Origin of the sequence: Natronincola ferrireducens (assembly GCF_900100845.1) — a bacterium.
Taxonomy (GTDB): domain Bacteria; phylum Bacillota; class Clostridia; order Peptostreptococcales; family Natronincolaceae; genus Natronincola_B; species Natronincola_B ferrireducens.
Map to the genome: position 1 here is coordinate 1 of NZ_FNFP01000002.1, position 18,034 is coordinate 18,034.

19 protein-coding genes are annotated in these 18,034 nt (G+C 32.7%); 12 read left to right on the forward strand and 7 right to left on the reverse strand.

All coding sequences use genetic code 11. From position 1 onward, the window contains the following. Positions 1 to 93 precede the first annotated feature (93 nt). From BLS22_RS05440 to BLS22_RS05450, 3 genes are all read left to right on the forward strand, one after another. Positions 94 to 1,173: a PRK06851 family protein gene (locus tag BLS22_RS05440; RefSeq protein WP_090551664.1), complete on the forward strand. Its 1,080-nt coding sequence runs from the start codon at positions 94 to 96 to the stop codon at positions 1,171 to 1,173. A 188-nt stretch (positions 1,174 to 1,361) separates the two neighbouring features. Continuing rightward, positions 1,362 to 1,820, forward strand: coding sequence for a GNAT family N-acetyltransferase (locus tag BLS22_RS05445; protein WP_244269477.1), 459 nt, complete (start codon positions 1,362 to 1,364; stop codon positions 1,818 to 1,820). Positions 1,821 to 1,855: 35 nt separating this feature from the next. Further along, positions 1,856 to 2,458, forward strand: coding sequence for an HD domain-containing protein (locus BLS22_RS05450; protein WP_330386471.1), 603 nt, complete (start codon positions 1,856 to 1,858; stop codon positions 2,456 to 2,458). Between the two features lie 217 nt (positions 2,459 to 2,675). Here BLS22_RS05450 and BLS22_RS05455 read toward each other — a convergent pair whose 3' ends face one another. After that, entirely contained in the window at positions 2,676 to 2,879 is a 204-nt protein-coding gene (locus tag BLS22_RS05455) for a heavy-metal-associated domain-containing protein (RefSeq protein ID WP_090551667.1), read from the reverse strand. Between the two features lie 54 nt (positions 2,880 to 2,933). After that, positions 2,934 to 3,311 carry a hypothetical protein gene (locus BLS22_RS05460; RefSeq protein WP_090551671.1) on the reverse strand — a complete coding sequence of 126 codons (378 nt, stop codon included), beginning with the start codon at positions 3,309 to 3,311 and terminating at the stop codon, positions 2,934 to 2,936. A 288-nt stretch (positions 3,312 to 3,599) separates the two neighbouring features. On the opposite strand from BLS22_RS05460, the gene BLS22_RS05465 reads away from it, so the two are divergent. After that, positions 3,600 to 5,186 (forward strand): DEAD/DEAH box helicase, encoded by a 1,587-nt coding sequence (locus tag BLS22_RS05465; protein ID WP_090551675.1) that lies wholly within the window; start codon positions 3,600 to 3,602, stop codon positions 5,184 to 5,186. A gap of 19 nt (positions 5,187 to 5,205) precedes the next feature. Here the strand turns inward: BLS22_RS05465 and BLS22_RS05470 are convergent, their stop codons facing one another. From BLS22_RS05470 to BLS22_RS05485, 4 genes are all read right to left on the reverse strand, one after another. Next, the gene (locus tag BLS22_RS05470; protein ID WP_090551679.1) at positions 5,206 to 5,676 is read right to left on the reverse strand and encodes a phosphatidylglycerophosphatase A family protein; all 471 of its coding nucleotides are present in this window, start codon (positions 5,674 to 5,676) and stop codon (positions 5,206 to 5,208) included. 12 nt (positions 5,677 to 5,688) lie between these two features. Next, positions 5,689 to 6,903 (reverse strand): alanyl-tRNA editing protein, encoded by a 1,215-nt coding sequence (locus tag BLS22_RS05475; RefSeq protein WP_090551683.1) that lies wholly within the window; start codon positions 6,901 to 6,903, stop codon positions 5,689 to 5,691. Positions 6,904 to 6,944: 41 nt separating this feature from the next. Further along, on the reverse strand, positions 6,945 to 7,955 hold the full coding sequence (locus BLS22_RS05480) for a hypothetical protein (protein WP_090551685.1): 1,011 nt from the start codon (positions 7,953 to 7,955) through the stop codon (positions 6,945 to 6,947). A 263-nt stretch (positions 7,956 to 8,218) separates the two neighbouring features. Beyond that, complete coding sequence (locus BLS22_RS05485) at positions 8,219 to 9,079, reverse strand: ComEC/Rec2 family competence protein (RefSeq protein ID WP_176762071.1); 861 nt, start codon at positions 9,077 to 9,079, stop codon at positions 8,219 to 8,221. Positions 9,080 to 9,228: 149 nt separating this feature from the next. Here BLS22_RS05485 and BLS22_RS05490 point away from each other — a divergent pair, with 149 nt between their 5' ends. From BLS22_RS05490 to holA, 5 genes are all read left to right on the forward strand, one after another. Then, on the forward strand, positions 9,229 to 10,503 hold the full coding sequence (locus BLS22_RS05490) for a tetratricopeptide repeat protein (protein WP_090551692.1): 1,275 nt from the start codon (positions 9,229 to 9,231) through the stop codon (positions 10,501 to 10,503). Positions 10,504 to 10,605: 102 nt separating this feature from the next. Then, positions 10,606 to 11,343, forward strand: a complete 738-nt coding sequence (locus tag BLS22_RS05495) for an MBL fold metallo-hydrolase (protein ID WP_090551695.1) — start codon at positions 10,606 to 10,608, stop codon at positions 11,341 to 11,343. Positions 11,344 to 11,478: 135 nt separating this feature from the next. Beyond that, the gene (locus BLS22_RS05500) at positions 11,479 to 11,787 is read left to right on the forward strand and encodes a hypothetical protein (RefSeq protein WP_143011254.1); all 309 of its coding nucleotides are present in this window, start codon (positions 11,479 to 11,481) and stop codon (positions 11,785 to 11,787) included. A 185-nt stretch (positions 11,788 to 11,972) separates the two neighbouring features. Further along, the gene (locus tag BLS22_RS05505; protein WP_090551700.1) at positions 11,973 to 13,466 is read left to right on the forward strand and encodes a ComEC/Rec2 family competence protein; all 1,494 of its coding nucleotides are present in this window, start codon (positions 11,973 to 11,975) and stop codon (positions 13,464 to 13,466) included. A 5-nt stretch (positions 13,467 to 13,471) separates the two neighbouring features. After that, positions 13,472 to 14,509 carry a DNA polymerase III subunit delta gene (holA, locus tag BLS22_RS05510; RefSeq protein WP_090551704.1) on the forward strand — a complete coding sequence of 346 codons (1,038 nt, stop codon included), beginning with the start codon at positions 13,472 to 13,474 and terminating at the stop codon, positions 14,507 to 14,509. Positions 14,510 to 14,658: 149 nt separating this feature from the next. On the opposite strand, the gene rpsT is transcribed toward holA, so the two are convergent. After that, positions 14,659 to 14,931, reverse strand: coding sequence for a 30S ribosomal protein S20 (rpsT, locus tag BLS22_RS05515; RefSeq protein WP_408633653.1), 273 nt, complete (start codon positions 14,929 to 14,931; stop codon positions 14,659 to 14,661). A gap of 240 nt (positions 14,932 to 15,171) precedes the next feature. On the opposite strand from rpsT, the gene gpr reads away from it, so the two are divergent. The 3 genes from gpr to BLS22_RS05530 all read left to right on the forward strand — a co-directional run bounded on the left by gpr (position 15,172) and on the right by BLS22_RS05530 (position 17,903). Continuing rightward, positions 15,172 to 16,146, forward strand: coding sequence for a GPR endopeptidase (gene gpr, locus BLS22_RS05520; RefSeq protein WP_090551709.1), 975 nt, complete (start codon positions 15,172 to 15,174; stop codon positions 16,144 to 16,146). 74 nt (positions 16,147 to 16,220) lie between these two features. After that, complete coding sequence (gene spoIIP / locus BLS22_RS05525) at positions 16,221 to 17,498, forward strand: stage II sporulation protein P (protein WP_090551713.1); 1,278 nt, start codon at positions 16,221 to 16,223, stop codon at positions 17,496 to 17,498. A gap of 45 nt (positions 17,499 to 17,543) precedes the next feature. Next, positions 17,544 to 17,903, forward strand: a complete 360-nt coding sequence (locus BLS22_RS05530) for a hypothetical protein (protein WP_090551716.1) — start codon at positions 17,544 to 17,546, stop codon at positions 17,901 to 17,903. Positions 17,904 to 18,034 lie beyond the last annotated feature (131 nt).

Genomic DNA, 18,034 nt, shown 5'->3' on the forward strand with positions numbered 1-18,034 from the left:
AAAATTTACTGATTTTATAGTCACAAAAAGTTGTGCAAAAGGATAATATAGTAATATGCTATGTATTTGTAAAAAGGTTAGGGAGGGGAAAATATGTCACGTAAAGGAAAAATTAAAAGTCTGTTACCAGGAGGCAATACCTCAAAAGGATTTTATTCCTATTTTCAATACATTATTGATTTAAAAAAAGCAAAGAAGGTATATTTTTTAAAAGGTGGTCCTGGAACTGGGAAATCTAGTATGATGAAAAAAATAGGGGCTGTTATGACTGAAAAAGGCTATGATATTGAGTTTTATCACTGTTCAGCAGACCCTGACTCCATTGATGCTATAGTAATACCAAAGCTAGGAGTAGCTATGGTGGACGGTACATCTCCCCATGTAATAGATCCTAAATATCCTGGGGCAATAGATACAATTATACATCTAGGTGACTATTGGAATGAAGAGGGATTAAGAAAAAATAGGGATAATATTATAAGGGAAATTGATGCAAATGGGAAAAGATATAAGCGCACCTATAAATATTTAGCAGCAGCAAAAATAATCCATGATGATGTGGAATGGATCTATAGTCAAGCTATGGATTTTTTAAAGGTAAATCAATTGACCAATCAAATTATAGGGAGATTTTTAAGAAACCACCCAGATTTAAATAAATTACCTAACGAAAGACATCTTTTTGGTAGTGCCTATACCCATAAGGGGCACATTGATTATGTAGAAACCTATATAAGTGAAGTAAAGAATATCTATTATATAAAAGGAGCACCGGGCACTGGAAAATCAACGTTATTAAAAAAAATAACTAAGGGAGCTACAGAAAAGGGATATGATATAGAAGTTTATCATGAGCCATTAGAGCCGGAAAAAATAGAGCATATTATTATACCAGAATTAAACTTAGCCTTTACAACAAATAAAAAATATGAAGAAAAAGAAACCTTCGACCTAAATCAGTTTATAGACCCAGAGAAACTTAATAATTATATAGAAGAATTGAAGTATAGTGAGAATCTTTTTAAACAATTACTTCAGGATGTAATAGACAACTTAAGAAAAACAAAGGCAAAACAGGAGGCTATGGAGGAGTATTATGTACCTAATATACAATTTAAAAAAATTGATGCTTTAAGAGAAGATATAATAAAACAGATATTATCCTTTAAATAGGGAATTCAACGAAAACTTCTTGACACATGAGTCAAGAAGTTTTTTTGCAATATCCTTTTTAATCTGTTAGATTGGATAAAATCTGTTAAATATGATAATATATAGTGATGGACTTTAGAATTTTTATAGTAAGAAACAAGAGGATATAAATATGAGGATACAGTATTTTAAAGGGGGGTATTAGCACATTGGTTATAAAGCATTTATCAGAAAGTAAAGAGCATATGGAGTTGGTTATTAATTGGTTATGGAAAGAGTGGGGAAACGAAAAAAACTATAGTTATTATAAAAGTATAGTTGAAAGTAGTTTAGATAAGGAAAATTTACCTCAAACATTTATTGCTCTGATGGATGACGAACCAGTGGGAACTGTTGGTTTATGGAGATGCGATTTAATGAGTAGACAGGATTTATTTCCTTGGCTTGCATGCCTATATGTTTTGCCAGAATATAGGGGAAAGGGAATAGGATTAGCCCTACAGAGATTTTTAATTAAATATAGTGGCGAAATTGGGTATAAAGAAATCTTTCTTTACACTGAATTAGATAATTATTATGAAAAGCTGGGTTGGCAATATATAGAGAATGGTATTACCAATAAAAACGAAATCGAAAAAATTTATAAAATAAATACAAAACCTAGATAAATAATACTAACATTACAGAAGGGGAGGCAGACATTTTGACACCTAATGAAAGATTAATGCAACAAATTAACTTTATTATTGAAATCGACAAATTGAAAAGTATATGGAGACAGACGACACTTATTGATGGCTCAAGAAGAGAAAATGATGCTGAACACTCTTGGCACTTGGCAGTCATGACAATGCTTTTATCAGAATATGCTAATAAAAAGGATATAGATGTTCTTCGTGTAATGAAGATGGTTATCATACATGATTTAGTGGAGATTGATGCAGGGGATACCTTTGCCTATGATCAGGAGGGGTATAAGGATAAGGAAAAAAGGGAAGAGGAAGCTGCCAATAGGATTTTCAGTATCCTACCAAAGGATCAATACAAGGAGATATACCATCTGTGGAGGGAATTTGAAGAAGGCCACACGCCGGAAGCTCGATTTGCTGCGGCATTAGATAGAGTCCAGCCTTTACTACATAATTATTATACCGAAGGAGGGACCTGGAAACAACATAATGTAACCCTTGATCAAGTAACGAAAAGATTTGAACCTATTAAAGAAGGGTCAGAGGTTTTGGGAAAGCTGGTAGAGGAGATCATTAACGAATCAGTGGCAAAGGGTTACATTAGGCAAGGGATGTAGGGCGTGAAAAAAGACAAACAGATGAAATCTAGTAAAGAAGAGTATACAGATATTGTATCAACAGTGGTGTTTTGAGGTTTATTTCTAAAGAAAAATTAGAGAAGGAAGGTTATGGCAATATTTGAAGCTCTTTAAATATAAAATCTCTAAATTTTTCAACATATAAAAAAGTCTTTACAATAGTATAAAAGACTTTTTTATATAGAACAAATTCGTACTATACTAGTTTATTTTCATCTAGCTTAGCTCTTATCTCTGCTGAAGTGGTTTTGGTATCATCATAATCAACCAATACAGTATTATCCATCATATCCAACATTACTGTATTGACACCGTTAAGGGCATTTAATATGGTTTTAATATTATCTGGGGGCACTTTTGTATTATTAAAACTTTTAAAATGATACTTTTCTTTTCCCATTATTGCACCTCCTAGAAACAGTGTTTGCTAATTTCTCTAGAATTTTGTTGTTTTTTACATATCAGGAATATTTAGTTCACCACCAAATTTTGTAATAAGTGCTTTTATTTCTTCTTCATCCTCATCATCTGCATCTACAACGATTTTGTGACCATAATCCGCAATTTCATCAAAGCCAGCCATGCCACTGACCATAGGATTTGCAGCTGATAGAGGAGCTTTATCAATATCAATACCTCTATCTCCCGACTCTAAAATCAAATTTGATAAACTGGTGGACATTTCTGTTCCAGGTAAATTTGTTATATAATTTCCATCACCAACAGTGTTGTCCTTTAAATCTAAGGTAGCATTTTTAAATCCAACCCTATGTAGGGCTTCTATTGCTTCGTTTGCTATTTTTAAACTATTAAAATAACCTGCAATTTTCATGGGTATTCCTCCACATCTATGATAATACTATACAATAATAGTATGTTCCAAAAACAAAAAATTACTTCATTCATACTAGAGAAAATCTTTGAGTATAAAATCAAAAATTGATGATAAAAATCTATAAAAGAAGATTGTTCATCCAAATTTTATACTATTTATAACTTTAATGTATATTAGCTTCTATTTCTTACAAAAATAATAAATAATAAATAATAAATATTCATTTACAGAAAGAGGCAAAAGAGATATAATGATGCAGTGAAAAATAAATTCAGGAGAGATTATATGAAAACAATAGAATTTAAAGATTTAAACATTCAAAAAGACATTTTAAAGGCTATAGAAGAATTAGGTTTTGAGGTACCAACACCTATTCAGGCCCAAGCATTACCAAAGCTATATGAAGGCAAAGATATTATAGGCCAGGCCCAAACTGGAACAGGAAAAACTGCAGCTTTTGGCATACCTATGATTGAAAAGGTTGATTCAAAGGATAAGGATGTCAAGATATTGATTTTAGCTCCTACAAGAGAATTATCTATGCAGGTGGCCGATGAACTAAGGAAGTTTACTAAGTACTTAAATGGTGTTAGATCTCTAGCGATTTATGGAGGACAACCTATCGAAAGACAAATTAAGGCTTTAAAGCAGGGTGTACAGATTGTTGTAGGCACTCCTGGAAGAATTCTTGACCATATTCGAAGAAAGACCTTGAAGCTAGACCAAGTAGTGGGAGTTGTATTAGATGAAGCTGATCAAATGCTGGACATGGGATTTCTAGAGGATATGGAAGCCATACTACAGCATACACCAGCAGACCGACAAACTGCTATGTTTTCTGCCACCATGCCTAGAGAAATAGAAGCAATAGCAAAGAAATACATGAAAAAACCTGAAAAAATCAAAGTGGTACATAAGGAATTGACGGTTCCTAAAATAGCTCAATTTTATTTTGAAGTGAAAAATCATGAAAAGCTAGAGGCATTATGTAGAGTATTAGATATGGAAGAAAGTGATCTAGGAATTATATTCTGTAGAACAAAAAAAGGTGTAGATGAGTTAGTTGAAAGTCTTGAGAGTAGAGGATACTCTGCTGAAGGGTTACACGGTGACCTAAAACAGAGTCAAAGAGATCGGGTTATGAAGAAATTTAGAGATGGTACCATAGATTTATTGGTGGCTACAGATGTGGCAGCTAGAGGTATTGATGTAGATGATGTAGAATTGGTTATTAATTATGACATTCCAGAGGACTTTGAATATTATGTTCATAGAATAGGAAGAACAGGAAGGGCTGGAAGGACAGGTTTGGCCTATACCTTTGTGGCCGGAAGACAGCTTAGGACTTTAAAGGCATTAGAAACCTATGCAAAAACAAAGATAAAAAGAAAGAACGTACCTAGTATCAATGATATTGCTGAAAAGCAAAGAGAGACCGTTGCTAATAATATCATTACAACTATCGAAAAAGGTGGAATTTTAGAGTACGTCACCTTTGTTGAAAAATTAGCTGAAGACTATAGTTCTATTGATATAGCCGCAGCCTTAATGAAATTAATGTTAAACAAGAATGAAGAAGAGGCTATAGAAGCTGCACAGGACGTTTCCTCTGTAGATACTGGAGCAGAAGCTGGAATGGTGAGAATGTTCTTAAACATCGGTAAAAGACATGGGGTTAATCCTGGACATATATTAGGTGCCATAACAGGAGAATCTGGAATCGATGGTCATCTTGTAGGGACCATAGATATTTTTGATAAGTTTACCTTTGTTGAAGTGCCTGAAAAGTATGCTAATAAAGTTTTAAAAGCTATGAATAAAAATCAAATAAAAGGTAGAAAAATCAATATGGAACCAGCTAATAGACGATAAAGCCACAAACAATGTGGCTTTATTCATCATCTTCAGCAGCGTGAGCAATTCTAGAGCAAGTAGCTGCAACAATACCAGAAATTAAATCATCTAAAAATGTATTTATTTGCCCATTTTCATGGGCATTTAATTTACCTATAATTCCTGGTTTTAACTTATCTAAGTAGCCAAAGTTTGTAAAACCGATGGAGCCATAGACATTGGTAATGCTTAGTGCCAATATTTCATCTATACCGTATAGGGAGTCATCTCGTTTAATCATAGATAAAATGGGTTCTTCAATTAGATTGGATTCTGCCAGCTTATCTAGTTGAATTCCTGTAAGAATGGCATTTTGAACCTCTCGTTTTGATAAAACCTTATGGATATTTGCAACAGCTATTTCCATAGTTAAAGGTAAATAATCTTTTTGCAAATCTATAACCAAATGGGCCATGTCTTCAACAGTAACCCCTCGTTCCTCCAGCATTTCAATAACGGATTTCTTCATACACATCTCTCCTCACTTGATATATTCCATTTTAATTTTTTGCTTTGCTGCAAAAAGCAATCCTTCTAAATTAGGGCTGTCATTTCCACCACCTTGAGCACTGGTGGCATTACCACCACCCTTTCCATTGATTAAAGGAGCCACCTCTTTAAATAGTTGATTCATATTGATTGGAACATCCTTGGAGCAGGAGAAGACTACTTGAGCTTTATCGATTTTGGTCCCCAATAAAGCAATTGTATTAGGATATTGAACCAGTAGGGATGCTAAAAACCTAAGGTCTTTAAAATCTTTTCCTTCAAATTGTTGAATAGCTACAGAGTAATCACCTAGCTTCTCAGCAGTGGCATATAACTCTTTTGCCTCATAGGCAATTAACTCCTTTTTCATATCATTAAAGGCCCTAACAAGGTCTTTATTTTCTTCGTGAATTCTTATAACAGCTTCTTCTGATTCCCTATCCTTTACCGATAGCAAATTAGATATTTCATTAATTTGTTTGTTTTTCCAAGTAAAATCCTCTAATGCTCTTTGCCCACAGACAAATTCTATACGAATATTACCTTTGTTTTTTTCCCATTTTCGAATTTTTATTATACCAACCTCTCCAGTAAAGGTTGGATGGACGCCACCACAGGGGGAGTAATCAAATCCATCAACAGCTACAATACGAATACCATCCTCAACCTTAGGGGGTTTTCTTAAAGGAATAGTGCTTATATCTTCCTTTGTTGGGAAAAGAGTCTTAACCTGGAGATTTTTATAAATAATTTCATTGGCCATTTTCTCAACAGCCTGGACTTCTTCAAAATCAAGGGAGGTCTTATGGATATCAATTGTAACGTACTCCTTACCTAAATGAAAGCCTACTGTAGCAGCACTAAATAGTTTGTCAAAGGTACCAGAAAGAATATGCTGACCTAAATGCTGTTGCATAAAATCAAACCTTCTACCCCAATCAATGGTACAGTATATTTTTCCCCCAACTATAGGGGGCTTATCCGTTACATGATAGATGGTTTCTTCTTCTTCATATACATAAAGAACATCATACTCTCCAATTTTTCCTTCATCCCAAGGCTGACCGCCTCCTTCGGGATAAAAGGCGCTTTTATCTAAAACCACTACAAACTTATTGGTATCTTCTTTATAGGGTTCTACAGATAAAATAGTTCCCTCAAATTCTTTTAGATACCCATCCTTCCAAAAAAGCTTTTCTGTCTTCATTTGTACACCTCATTTATATTAAGATTTTCGCTATTATTATATCATTCTTCCAGAAAACTTTGGAATATAGGGTGAAATTTATTTTTAGAAAGATAAAGAATTTCACCTTTTGAGGTGATTACTTTATAATTTTTATTAGTTATACCAAATAAAGATTCCCTCCCCTTTTCCATATCCCGTAGAAGAGCTACATCCCATAGGAAAATTTCCTTTGTTACCTCTCCTAAAACAAAAGTATTAAAATCATCACTCCAATAATAGGAACGTTTATAGTTATCTTGATGAATTAAAGAAAAGCTATGGACATCAGGATATTCTTTAGCATGGGTAGTATACTTTTGTAGGGTAGTAATGGTATTGATTTTAATGGCATCATCCACGATGAAATCAATTGTAGTTTCCTCTAGCACTCTATTCCATAAATCTTCTCTAGCATTGGGATTTATCCAAACTTCTTTATAAATTTCCTCGTAATGCAAGGTTTTTTGCCAAACATTTTCAAATTTTCCCTCCATAAATAAATATACCTGTAGAAATTCTTCATAAAAAAAGGAGCCAAACCTTTCATCGAGGGTTTGATAAACCAGCATCATATTATTTAATTGAGAAGAATTGCTTAAAAAGTCAATTTTACTTATTGGAAGGATGTTTTCAATTTTGTTATGATAGATATAGTCACTACCAATACTATCAAATATTACTATAATTGCTAAATCCTTCGAAAGATTAAGGGCTAAGATTAATTGATCTGATTGCTGGGGTAAAATATTGTCTATATATAGGTTCATATCTATATAGTCAATAAATTCCATCCATTGTTCATAGCCTGTAACAGTGAGGGCTTTTTCAATAATTGAATCCTTAGCCTCCTTCTGTATGTTAGTATCCTCATTATGATATAAATCAATAAGCTCTTTTTCAATTTTATGGGAAGAAGATGTATAGGCTTGAAAGGTAGCTATAGTTTCAGGAGATTGAAAGAAATAATAGGTATAGTAAGATAATAGGGCAACAAAACAAAAGATAAAAACACTCAATAATTTTTTTGTCATAAAATCACCTCAATAAATTATATGTTCTTCTACAATAAATATTTGTACTATTCATAGGATAAAAAACTTATATCAATTATCTAAACTACTAAATTCAACAAAAATAAATATTTTTATATAAATAAAGAAGGAATTTGTATTATTTTGTAGAATTGATATATAACCACAACACAAAACTATATATTTTATCCTATCATAGAATTAACATATGATAGGATAAAGGTGGCAATGTCGCCACCTTTTTTCTTTTTGGGAAAAATAACTTAATAGAAATAGGGTTCGAGATGGGACCAAATCCGATGTCCATCACTTTTAATCACAATAGTTCCTTGTTTATCTGTACGATAGATAGCAACAGGAAATTTCGTTAATCCTTCTAGCACCTCTTGATGGGGATGACCATAGGGATTGTTGCTTCCAGCAGATATCACAGCTACCTTTGGGTTAACCACTTCTAAAAACTCTCCACAAGTGGAGGTGTTGCTACCATGATGACCTACCTTTAAAACTTGAGCTTGAAGAAAACTTCTAGGATACTCCTGGATTAGATCCTTCTCCCCTAAATATTCAAGATCTCCAGTAAATAAAAAGGACTTATCTTTATAATCCATCTTTAAAATAACACTCCACATATTTAAATTATCCCCATAATCCTTCATAGGTCCTAAAAAATACAAGATAATATCCTCATCCAGTTCCACAACAATATCATTTGTTGCGGCAGTGACCTTCAAATTATTATCTTTCACCGTCTGTAATAATTTTTCATAGGTTTTACTGGTGTGAGCTTTTTTAGGCATATAAAATTTATCTATTGGAAAGTTATTAACAACATCAACAAGACCCCCTATATGATCGGCATGGGGATGAGTAGCGATCAGTATATCTATTTTTTTCACTTTATTTTTTCTTAAATAGGAGGTTACATTTTTCCCGGCGGAGGGTTCTCCACCGTCAATCAGTAGGGTTTTATCGTTGGGGGTTTTGATCAAAATGCTATCCCCTTGGCCAACATCGATAAAGTGAAGAGATAAGACTCCCTCATCCTCTCTTAAAAAGCAACCGGTTAAAAGACCAATTACAATAATAATAAGCAGTAAATTTATGAGTTTATTTTTCTGCAACACCCTATCCCCCCTTTATGTATCCCCATTATATTATATTTTTCTATAAAACAAAATAATTTAATTTCTTATTTCCATTGTTAACAATTATTTTTTGGTATAGTATTATATATAAGAACTAGTAACAAACTCCTGAAGGAGGGCTTATAATGATTTTAAATATATTTTTCTCTAATAGAATCGAAAGAGAACAATTTATAAAGCAACAGTTTAATATAGAAAAGATAACAGAAGAAAATGAAATTTCAAATTATAGGGAAACCATGGCAATAAAAAAAATTAAATTTAAAAATAGACATAAAAATATTCCTGGGTTTTGGTTGGAGTTACAATTCCATAACAATATAAAGGGTAAAAGCTTATATAATGATGTGTTAAATCATATGGAGGATAAGGCAATTAGTGATAATGTATTTTATCCCAAGATAAATATGTCTTTAAAAGTTTTAGAAGCTAAATGGATAGATAAATATAATTTTGTTAATAAAGAAAATCATGGTGAAATTTGGACCCTATTTTTTCAAGAACTAAAAAGTCACTTAAAGTATGACAGACTAGATATTGTTTATAAAGGACTTCTATTGTTTTTAAAGTATAATCCTTTTTTTCTTAAAAAGTATAAACGATATTATATGTTAGAGGATTTAGCCTATCTATATGAGGCTAAAGGAAATGTGGGTAAGGCAATAAAATCCTTAAAGATGCAAGCAGCTTTACAGCCCAATTCGGTGGAACCCTATTTAAATATGAGTAGTTTTTATATTATAAACGGCATGGAGGAAGAAGCCTTTTACACCTGTAAGGAAGCCTTGAAAAAAAATCCTGAAAACCAATATTTAATTAGCAACTTAATTATTTCCTTAATTAATATTGGCAGCTATGATTATGCCATTGAATTTCTACAAAAGGCTCTAGATAAACATCCAGATAACTCCTATTATTGGAAACTAATGGGTGATATCCTTTATGAAACTGAAAACAACAAGTCAGCAATAGACTGCTACCATAGGGCTTTAAAAATAGAAAAAAGTTCTATGATAGAAGAATTTAAGCTAGATATTTACACAGGTATTGCTGACTGCTACTATGATGAAGAAAATTACCCAGAGGCCGCCAATTATTATCGAAAAGCATTGATATGTAATCCTAAAGAGCCATATTTACTTTTAAGTCTAGGTCAAATATATTTCTTCAGATTAAAAGAAATAAAAATAGCTTACAAATACACAAAGCTATTGGTTGACAGTATGCCTGACAACGGTTATGGTCAATATCAACTAGGATTAATTTATTCTCAAATAGGAAATGTTGAAAAGGCTATATGGCATTTATATAAAGCTCGAAGCATTATTCCATACTATAGACCAATTCAGGATGCTATTAACATGCTGAAAAAAACCAACAAAAAATTGCAGGTATACTAAAATCCCTATGTTTTTTGTCACAAGCCAATATAAGTTTAGACATAATAGTGAATACTATAAACATGTATCCCCACAGAATAAATAAAGTTAGGAGGAATACTGTTGAAACTAACTGTATTAGGGTGCTACGGACCTTATCCTAAGGCTGGAGGAGCTTGTTCTGGATATTTAATAGAGGATGAAAACACAAAAATTTTGATTGATTGTGGCAATGGAGTACTATCTAAGCTACTGACTATTTGTAACGACCTAAACAAACTGGATGCTATAATTTTAAGTCACCTCCATCCTGATCATATGAGTGACTTAATGGTATTGAGATATGCAATTTATATCAAGCAGATGTTAGGAAGGATGGAAAGGTCTATTCCCCTATATCTACCAGCAAATCCCCAGGAGGATTATGAAAGAATACAATATAATGGGGTTTTTACTCGAAATATAATCCATGATGCTACAGAGATCAATATTAATAATATGAGAATAACCTTTAGGAAAACAAATCATCCAATCGAATGCTATGCAATGGCATTTGAGAAAAACGGCAAAAAATTTGTTTACTCCGGTGATACTAAATATTTTGATGGATTAATTGACTTTATAAGGGGAAGTAATTTGTTTTTGTGTGAAGCCAATATTCTCCACAAGGACTTGACAGACAATGTACCCCACTTATCTGCTAAACAGGCTTCGGAAATTGCCTTAAATGCCAATGTTAAAAGAATGATTTTAACTCATTTTTTACCAGATATTAATACATTAGATATAGCTAATGAAGCAAAGGAGGTATTTCCTTATATTTTAGAGATGGCGGAGGAGGGCAAATGTTATTTTATATAGCTTAAGATACATAATAACTTAAGCTATATACTCTTCATATATTAGGGAAAAGAGGGCAAAATATTGTTGACAGGTTTTTATGGTACAAAATTTGTCCTTAGTATCCCAATATTTATGAAGAAGGGTGGAAATGCTATGTTAGAAAGCGTTTTTGACCGAAGAGTAAAGCATGAAGTAGGATATGACCTTTATTTGGAAATACCAGAAAAAGAATATTTGCAGATTTATGAAGATGTTAACAATGAAGCTGCCAATGATGTTGTAGAGCAATTTCTTTATTTGCATCAAGATGACGGAAGACCTCAACGTGTGGAAGTAAAACATGATAAAAACAATCATACCATTAATATTAAGGCTTTATTAACCTATGAAGATAATAATCATAGGGAAGCCAAAATCCTACCCAATCATTTGAGACATTATGAAAATAAAAGGGAGTATTAGAAAAAGAGAAAAAAGATAGTCCATACTTTTAAAAACCAGATGGGTACTTAAAAGTATAATTATCAATAGCCATAGACTATAAGACAGTAGAAGTTGTTAAACCAATACTGTCTTTTTTTAATCAAATAAAGGAATTTTTTTGTTAATAGAGAAATACACAGTAAACCGTAAAGGGAGGGAGAAAATTGGCTAAACCCTTTAGTATACTATGTATTTCTGTTGTTATAGGAATTATACTGGGCTATTTTATAAGTATATCTATTACAGGTTATTTATTAATAGCTCTTCTTTTAATTGTAATATTAGGAATGTTATTTATCCAAAGAAATACATCCTTGTTTATAGGTCTTTTATTTATAATCATAGGGAATTTTATTTTTCAACACCATCAAACGGATTATACAGTTTTAAAGGCTTATCCCTACGGCGCATTAGAGATAAGGGCTAAAATTGAAAAAGTTGGCTTGGAAAAGAGGGGCTATAGAGAGTATGATATAGAAATCCTTCAATTGTCAGGGAATATTAAAGAAATAACCATAAAAGAGAAGGCTAGACTTAGATTAAAGAAGCCCTCTATAAACAATGAAGTTTTTTATCCCGGAGATATAATTGAAGTAAAGGATGTTACAATAGTTGAAGATTTTCAAGAGGTCAATCTCGAAGGTTACCATTTGTTTTTAAGAGGTAAGGGCTATAAGACTGTGGTTTCTGCAGAGAAAGACAAGGCTATAAAAATGAATCCTTCAGAAGCATTAAGTTTTTTAAAAGTGACTTATAGTGTAAGACAATACATAGAGGATTTTTTTCATAGGACATTAGAGCCTATTCAAGGAGGGATACTGAAAAGTATTATGTTTGGCAATCAAGGTTATATCGATAGTGAAACCCTGAAACTCTTCTCTAGAAGCGGCACAGCTCATATTATTGCTGTCTCCGGTCTGCATATAGGTGTAATAGCCCTCATAGCCCATCATGTCTTAAGTTTTTTAAAAGTAGGAAAAAAACAAACCTTGTTGATTACAATGGTTATTCTACTATTTTATAGCTGTATGGTGGACTTTCCTGTATCCATTATGAGGGCCAGCTTGATGTATTATTTATATGTTGCTGCTTATTTTTTAGATAGAAGGTATGATGCCATCAACAGTTTAATGATGATAGCCTTTATATTACTGCTACGTAACCCCTTTATCCTTTTTAGTGTTTCCTTTCAATTATCCTTTGGAGCCACCCTTAGCATTTTATTATTCTATCCTCTAGTTAAGGAGTTGGTGAAGGGAGTACCCCAGGTAATAGCCCCTTTAATAACTGTTACAATTTGTGCTCAGTTAGGGACAATGGCTATTATGGCCTATCATTTTCAGGAGGTATCCATCATAGCTCCTATAGCTAATGTTTTTATCGTTCCCGTGTTGGTTCCACTCCTTGCTATTGCTGTGTTAAGCATCGGGGCAAGTCTGGTTTCTGTCTATTTAGGAGACACCCTTAGTTATATTACCAGTTGGATTTTAACCTATATCTATTCAATTGTTACAAGGTTTAGTAGTTGGAGTTATGCTAGTATAACAATAGAAAATACAAACATTTTGTATGTAGTTATTTATTATATAGGGTTATATGTTGTATACTTAATATTAGGTAAATATAAAGAGAAAAAACTAAAGCTAGAAAAGGAATGAAATAGATGAGCTATAAAGAAGCGGTAAAAAAAATAAAGGATAATAAAATAGAAAAACTCTATTTGCTTTACGGAGAAGAAGTTTATTTAATGGAAAAGTTCATGAAGGAATTGAAGACAAAAGTGGTTGGGACTAACTTTGAGGACTTGAACTTTTTTGTCCTAGAAGGAAAGGATTTTACAGTGACAAAGCTGGTGGACACCTGTGAAACATTACCTTTTATGGCGGAAAGAAAGCTAGTAGTAGTCAATGACTTAGATGTTTTTCAGAGCAAAAGAAAAACTATTTCAGAAAAAGATGAAGAAAGCTTTATAGATTATTTAGGAAAGCTTCCCGATACCACTTGTTTAGTATTTAATGCTAATAATACTGTAGATGCTAGAAAGAAGGCTGTTAAGACGATTCAAAAAAAAGGTAACGTTATCCAGTTTCAAAAACTTAATGCCAAAGAGTTGAAGGAATGGATAGAGAAGTTGGTGAAGAAGTGTGGAAAAATCATGGGGGTTACAGAATTTGATTTTTTCATGGGAAATATAGATTATATTGGTAAGAATGCTAAGCAAAGCTTGTTAGATATAGAAAATGAAATTAAAAAAATTGTAGCCTTTATAGGGGATAAAGAGGTAATAGAATTAAAGGATCTTGAGGCTATTTTCACTTCCAATCTACAAAACGATATCTTTAAGCTTTTAGATGCTATTGAAAAAAGAAGGGTGGAAGAGGCAATAAAGCGTCTGAATAGGATGTTGTATGAAGGTGAACCTGTTATCAAGATTGCTGCAACCTTGGGGAATCAAGTGAGAAACCTGCTGAAAACTAAACTTTTATTGGAGGAGGGATATTCCTCTAAAGCCGTGGCCTCTAAAATAGGCATTCATCCTTTTGTAGCCTCTAAATGTGCCAATCAGTGCAAAGGATTTAGGGTTGAAGAGCTGGAAGCACTATTAAACCGGTTTCTACAAATGGATGTAATGATTAAATCAGGTAAAATGAAGGATACAATAGCTTTAGAATTATTTATAATAGAAATGTGCAAAAATTAAAAATCAGAAACAAAAAAGCGGAAAAGCGTACATTATGTACGCTTTTATTTATTGCACTCTATGAAAGTGACTGACACCAAATCAAAGATTCGGGTTATCTACTTTTATTTAGGAACCTAAGAGACACGGATTTGGTTACTTCATAAAAATTAAACAGCTTTGTTTAACTTAGCAGCAAGTCTAGATACTTTTCTAGATGCTTTTCCTTTATGGATTACATTTTTTGCAGCTGCTTGCATAAGTTTTTTCTCAACGAATCTTAATTTTGCTTTAGCTTCTTCTAAATTGCCAATAGCTACAGCTTCTTCAAATCTTTTTATAGCTGTCTTAAGTTGAGATTTAACCATTCTGTTTCTAGCTGTTTTCTTTTTAATGACGTTAATTCTTTTCATAGCTGATTTAATATTTGCCAATATCTTCACCCCCTTATGTGCTCATTAACACAGTAATTTTACCAAATATCAGTATAAAAAGCAATATAAATTAATAATATATTTCATTTATTGACATAAAATAAATTTCTTATACAGAGATAATTTTAGGAAAATTATCAAATAATAAAAGCAAACTCTACTAATACTATGAAAAACAATGGTTTAAGTCGTTGAAAAATAAGGATTTTATAAATTTATTTATCTATTACATAATGAAGAGGTGAAAATATGTTTGAAGTAAGAACAGATTTAGCTTTAGAAGTTAGAGAATTATATCAAGAAGAAAAACAACAGGAAATTCCTGGTGTGGCAGTTGAACAAGAAAATACTGGAGATGTCAATATCACAAGAGTAGAAATTCTTGACCAGCATGGAGCGCAGGTAATGGGAAAGGTCAAAGGAAAATATATTACTCTGGAATGTGTGGGACTCAGAAGACCTAATGCGGATTTAAAGGATGAAGTCAGTAAACTCCTAGCAAAGGAATTAAAAAGTCTAGCAGAGATGAATAAGCCTATGAAGGTTTTAGTGGTAGGACTGGGAAACGAACATGTTACCCCTGATGCATTAGGTCCTAAGGTTGTATCTAAATTATTTGTTACTAGACACTTGTTTCAGTTTTATAACAAGGATAGTGATGAGGACTTAGCAGAATTAAGTGCTATTTCGCCAGGAGTTATGGGAACGACGGGAATAGAGACTGGAGAGATTATAAGAGGTATTGTTGAAAACATTAAACCACATTTAGTAGTGGCAGTGGATGCCTTGGCATCAAGAAAAATGGAAAGAGTAAATACAACGATTCAATTATCTAACACAGGAATCAACCCTGGTTCAGGTGTAGGTAACAAAAGAAAAGCATTGAATGAAGAGACTCTAGGTATACCTGTAATAGCTGTTGGGGTACCTACGGTGGTGGATGCAGCTACATTAACCAATGATACTATTCAGCTAGTGATCAAGGCTTTTTCTAAACAGGTCAAAGTAGGCTCTCAGTTTTATAATATGTTAAATGAGTTAAAGAACGAAGAAAAGTATCATATGATTAAGGAAGTATTAGAGCCCTATAGTGCTAATGTAATGGTTACCCCCAAAGAAGTAGATGATATCATTCTACACCTATCCCATATTATAGCAAACGCCATCAATATAGCCCTACATCCAGGTATAGATCTCCAGGACGTAAATCGATATCTTCATTAAGGATTGATGGCATAAATAATACCCACCTTTCATATTAATCAGTATAGTACTGATAAAAGGTGGGTGCTTACTTTATGAAAAAGAAATTAAAAATTTTAAGAAATTATCAAAATATTGTTATATTAATATTAATACTGGCTATTTTATTTTTCTTTGGAAAACTGTTATTAAATAAAAACTCCTTTGCTGAAACATCACAGCCCATGCAGCAGGAATCAATAGAGCCTCCAAAGAATGTACCCTTGCAAAATAGAATTTTAGTACATGCTATTGATCAAGTATTCCCTGGTAGTGGGTTAGAAGATAAAATAAGCTTGGAAGGTTTGATTAATGGACTATATTCTAGTTTCATATATAATCTATTCTATGTGGATTTTAGTAATCCATTAACTTTTGTACAAGCTCAGTTTCCAGCCAGTCTTACCCATAATATACAGGTGGCACTTGACTCAACAGATGAAAAACCAGCACCACTAGGTGATCCCACAAGGGATATATTCTTTGTTGATTATGAGGAGGAGAAGGGCAATACTGTAGCTACTGGGACCTCTCCTGTCGAGGAATCAGGAGATACAAATAATGATAATGACGAAGACGATTTAGGAGAACGATCAGAAGGTATATATTTGATAGGAGAAGACGACATTGTGGACAGTTTGAAAACCAGTGATTTATCATCTTTAAATGTAGTGAAGCCCGCCGGCATTACATTTGAAAAAAATAAACCCCATATTTTAATTTATCATACCCATGGTACAGAATCCTATAAGCCCGCTTCAGAGGGGAATTACCATACCCTTAGAAAGGAATATTCTGTCATTGCCATTGGAGAAATTTTAAAGAGGGAATTGGAAAAAAGGGGATACAATGTTATCCATGATACCACCTATCATGACTATCCTTCTTATAGTGGATCCTACACCAGATCTTTAGAAACTGCTAGAAAAATACTACAGGAAAATCCATCTATAAAAGTAGTGTTGGATGTCCATAGGGATGGCTATGATCATATAGAAACAAACCCCAATCGTGAAAGGCTTATTGCCAATAACAGAGTGACTATAAATAATGAAACAAGTTCAAAATTCCAGTTAGTCATAGGTCCTGCCACTGAGAATCGTAAAGCCGTAGAAACTTTTGCAACCTATGTAAAAGCAATTAGTGATGCTAAATATCCTGGATTTAGCAAGCCAATTTTAGTAAAGCCCTATGGAAGGTTTAATCAATTTTTAGCTGATCATTACGCTCTGTTGGAAGTGGGAAGTAATGCAAATAACATTGAAGAAGCTAAAAGAGCTGCTAACCATTTAGCTGATGTTTTAGCAGAAGCATTGGATGGTATAAGGAAATAGGTTTATAAAGCATAAAAACTGTCGACACTAACAATGGTGATGTGGATGAGCAGAATACAAACAAAAATACAGAATAAAAAAAAGAAAAGGCAATTAAAAGGATTTATAATATTGGTTATACTCTTTTTGATTTTGGGAATTGTTTCAGTAGACTATGCCCTAAGGGAGATGTTGGCATTAAATGAAATAAGGGCTATTGGCTATGAACTTCAAGAGGAGGAAGTAGTAATATATCTATTAGGAGAAACCTTTTATATTGCCAATGAAAGAGTTAATGAAGTTTATTTATTTTTTCAAGAAGGTTATTATAAAATCATAGAAAAAATTAAAAATGTCGGGGTAACCGACATTTTTTTTGAAATACAACACAGAATATCTACCAACAATAAAAATATTGTGATATAATTTATAACGATTGTGACAGAAAATATGATATTGCAGAAAGTTTCAAGAGAATCCATATTATCAATAATCCTATGGACTTATGTCATAGAATTTGGAATAGAAGATTCTTTTATAAAGCTATGGATACGTTA

What these genes read in the sequence shown, in the direction of transcription:
- BLS22_RS05480 (WP_090551685.1), bottom strand. Translation starts at nt 7,955, where the DNA reads ATGACAAAAAAATTATTGAGTGTTTTTATCTTTTGTTTTGTTGCCCTA.
- BLS22_RS05490 (WP_090551692.1), top strand. Translation starts at nt 9,229, where the DNA reads ATGATTTTAAATATATTTTTCTCTAATAGAATCGAAAGAGAACAATTT.
- BLS22_RS05470 (WP_090551679.1), bottom strand. Translation starts at nt 5,676, where the DNA reads ATGAAGAAATCCGTTATTGAAATGCTGGAGGAACGAGGGGTTACTGTT.
- BLS22_RS05440 (WP_090551664.1), top strand. Translation starts at nt 94, where the DNA reads ATGTCACGTAAAGGAAAAATTAAAAGTCTGTTACCAGGAGGCAATACC.
- holA (WP_090551704.1), top strand. Translation starts at nt 13,472, where the DNA reads ATGAGCTATAAAGAAGCGGTAAAAAAAATAAAGGATAATAAAATAGAA.
- gpr (WP_090551709.1), top strand. Translation starts at nt 15,172, where the DNA reads ATGTTTGAAGTAAGAACAGATTTAGCTTTAGAAGTTAGAGAATTATAT.
- BLS22_RS05465 (WP_090551675.1), top strand. Translation starts at nt 3,600, where the DNA reads ATGAAAACAATAGAATTTAAAGATTTAAACATTCAAAAAGACATTTTA.
- BLS22_RS05530 (WP_090551716.1), top strand. Translation starts at nt 17,544, where the DNA reads ATGAGCAGAATACAAACAAAAATACAGAATAAAAAAAAGAAAAGGCAA.
- BLS22_RS05455 (WP_090551667.1), bottom strand. Translation starts at nt 2,879, where the DNA reads ATGGGAAAAGAAAAGTATCATTTTAAAAGTTTTAATAATACAAAAGTG.
- BLS22_RS05500 (WP_143011254.1), top strand. Translation starts at nt 11,479, where the DNA reads ATGTTAGAAAGCGTTTTTGACCGAAGAGTAAAGCATGAAGTAGGATAT.
- spoIIP (WP_090551713.1), top strand. Translation starts at nt 16,221, where the DNA reads ATGAAAAAGAAATTAAAAATTTTAAGAAATTATCAAAATATTGTTATA.
- BLS22_RS05475 (WP_090551683.1), bottom strand. Translation starts at nt 6,903, where the DNA reads ATGAAGACAGAAAAGCTTTTTTGGAAGGATGGGTATCTAAAAGAATTT.
- BLS22_RS05460 (WP_090551671.1), bottom strand. Translation starts at nt 3,311, where the DNA reads ATGAAAATTGCAGGTTATTTTAATAGTTTAAAAATAGCAAACGAAGCA.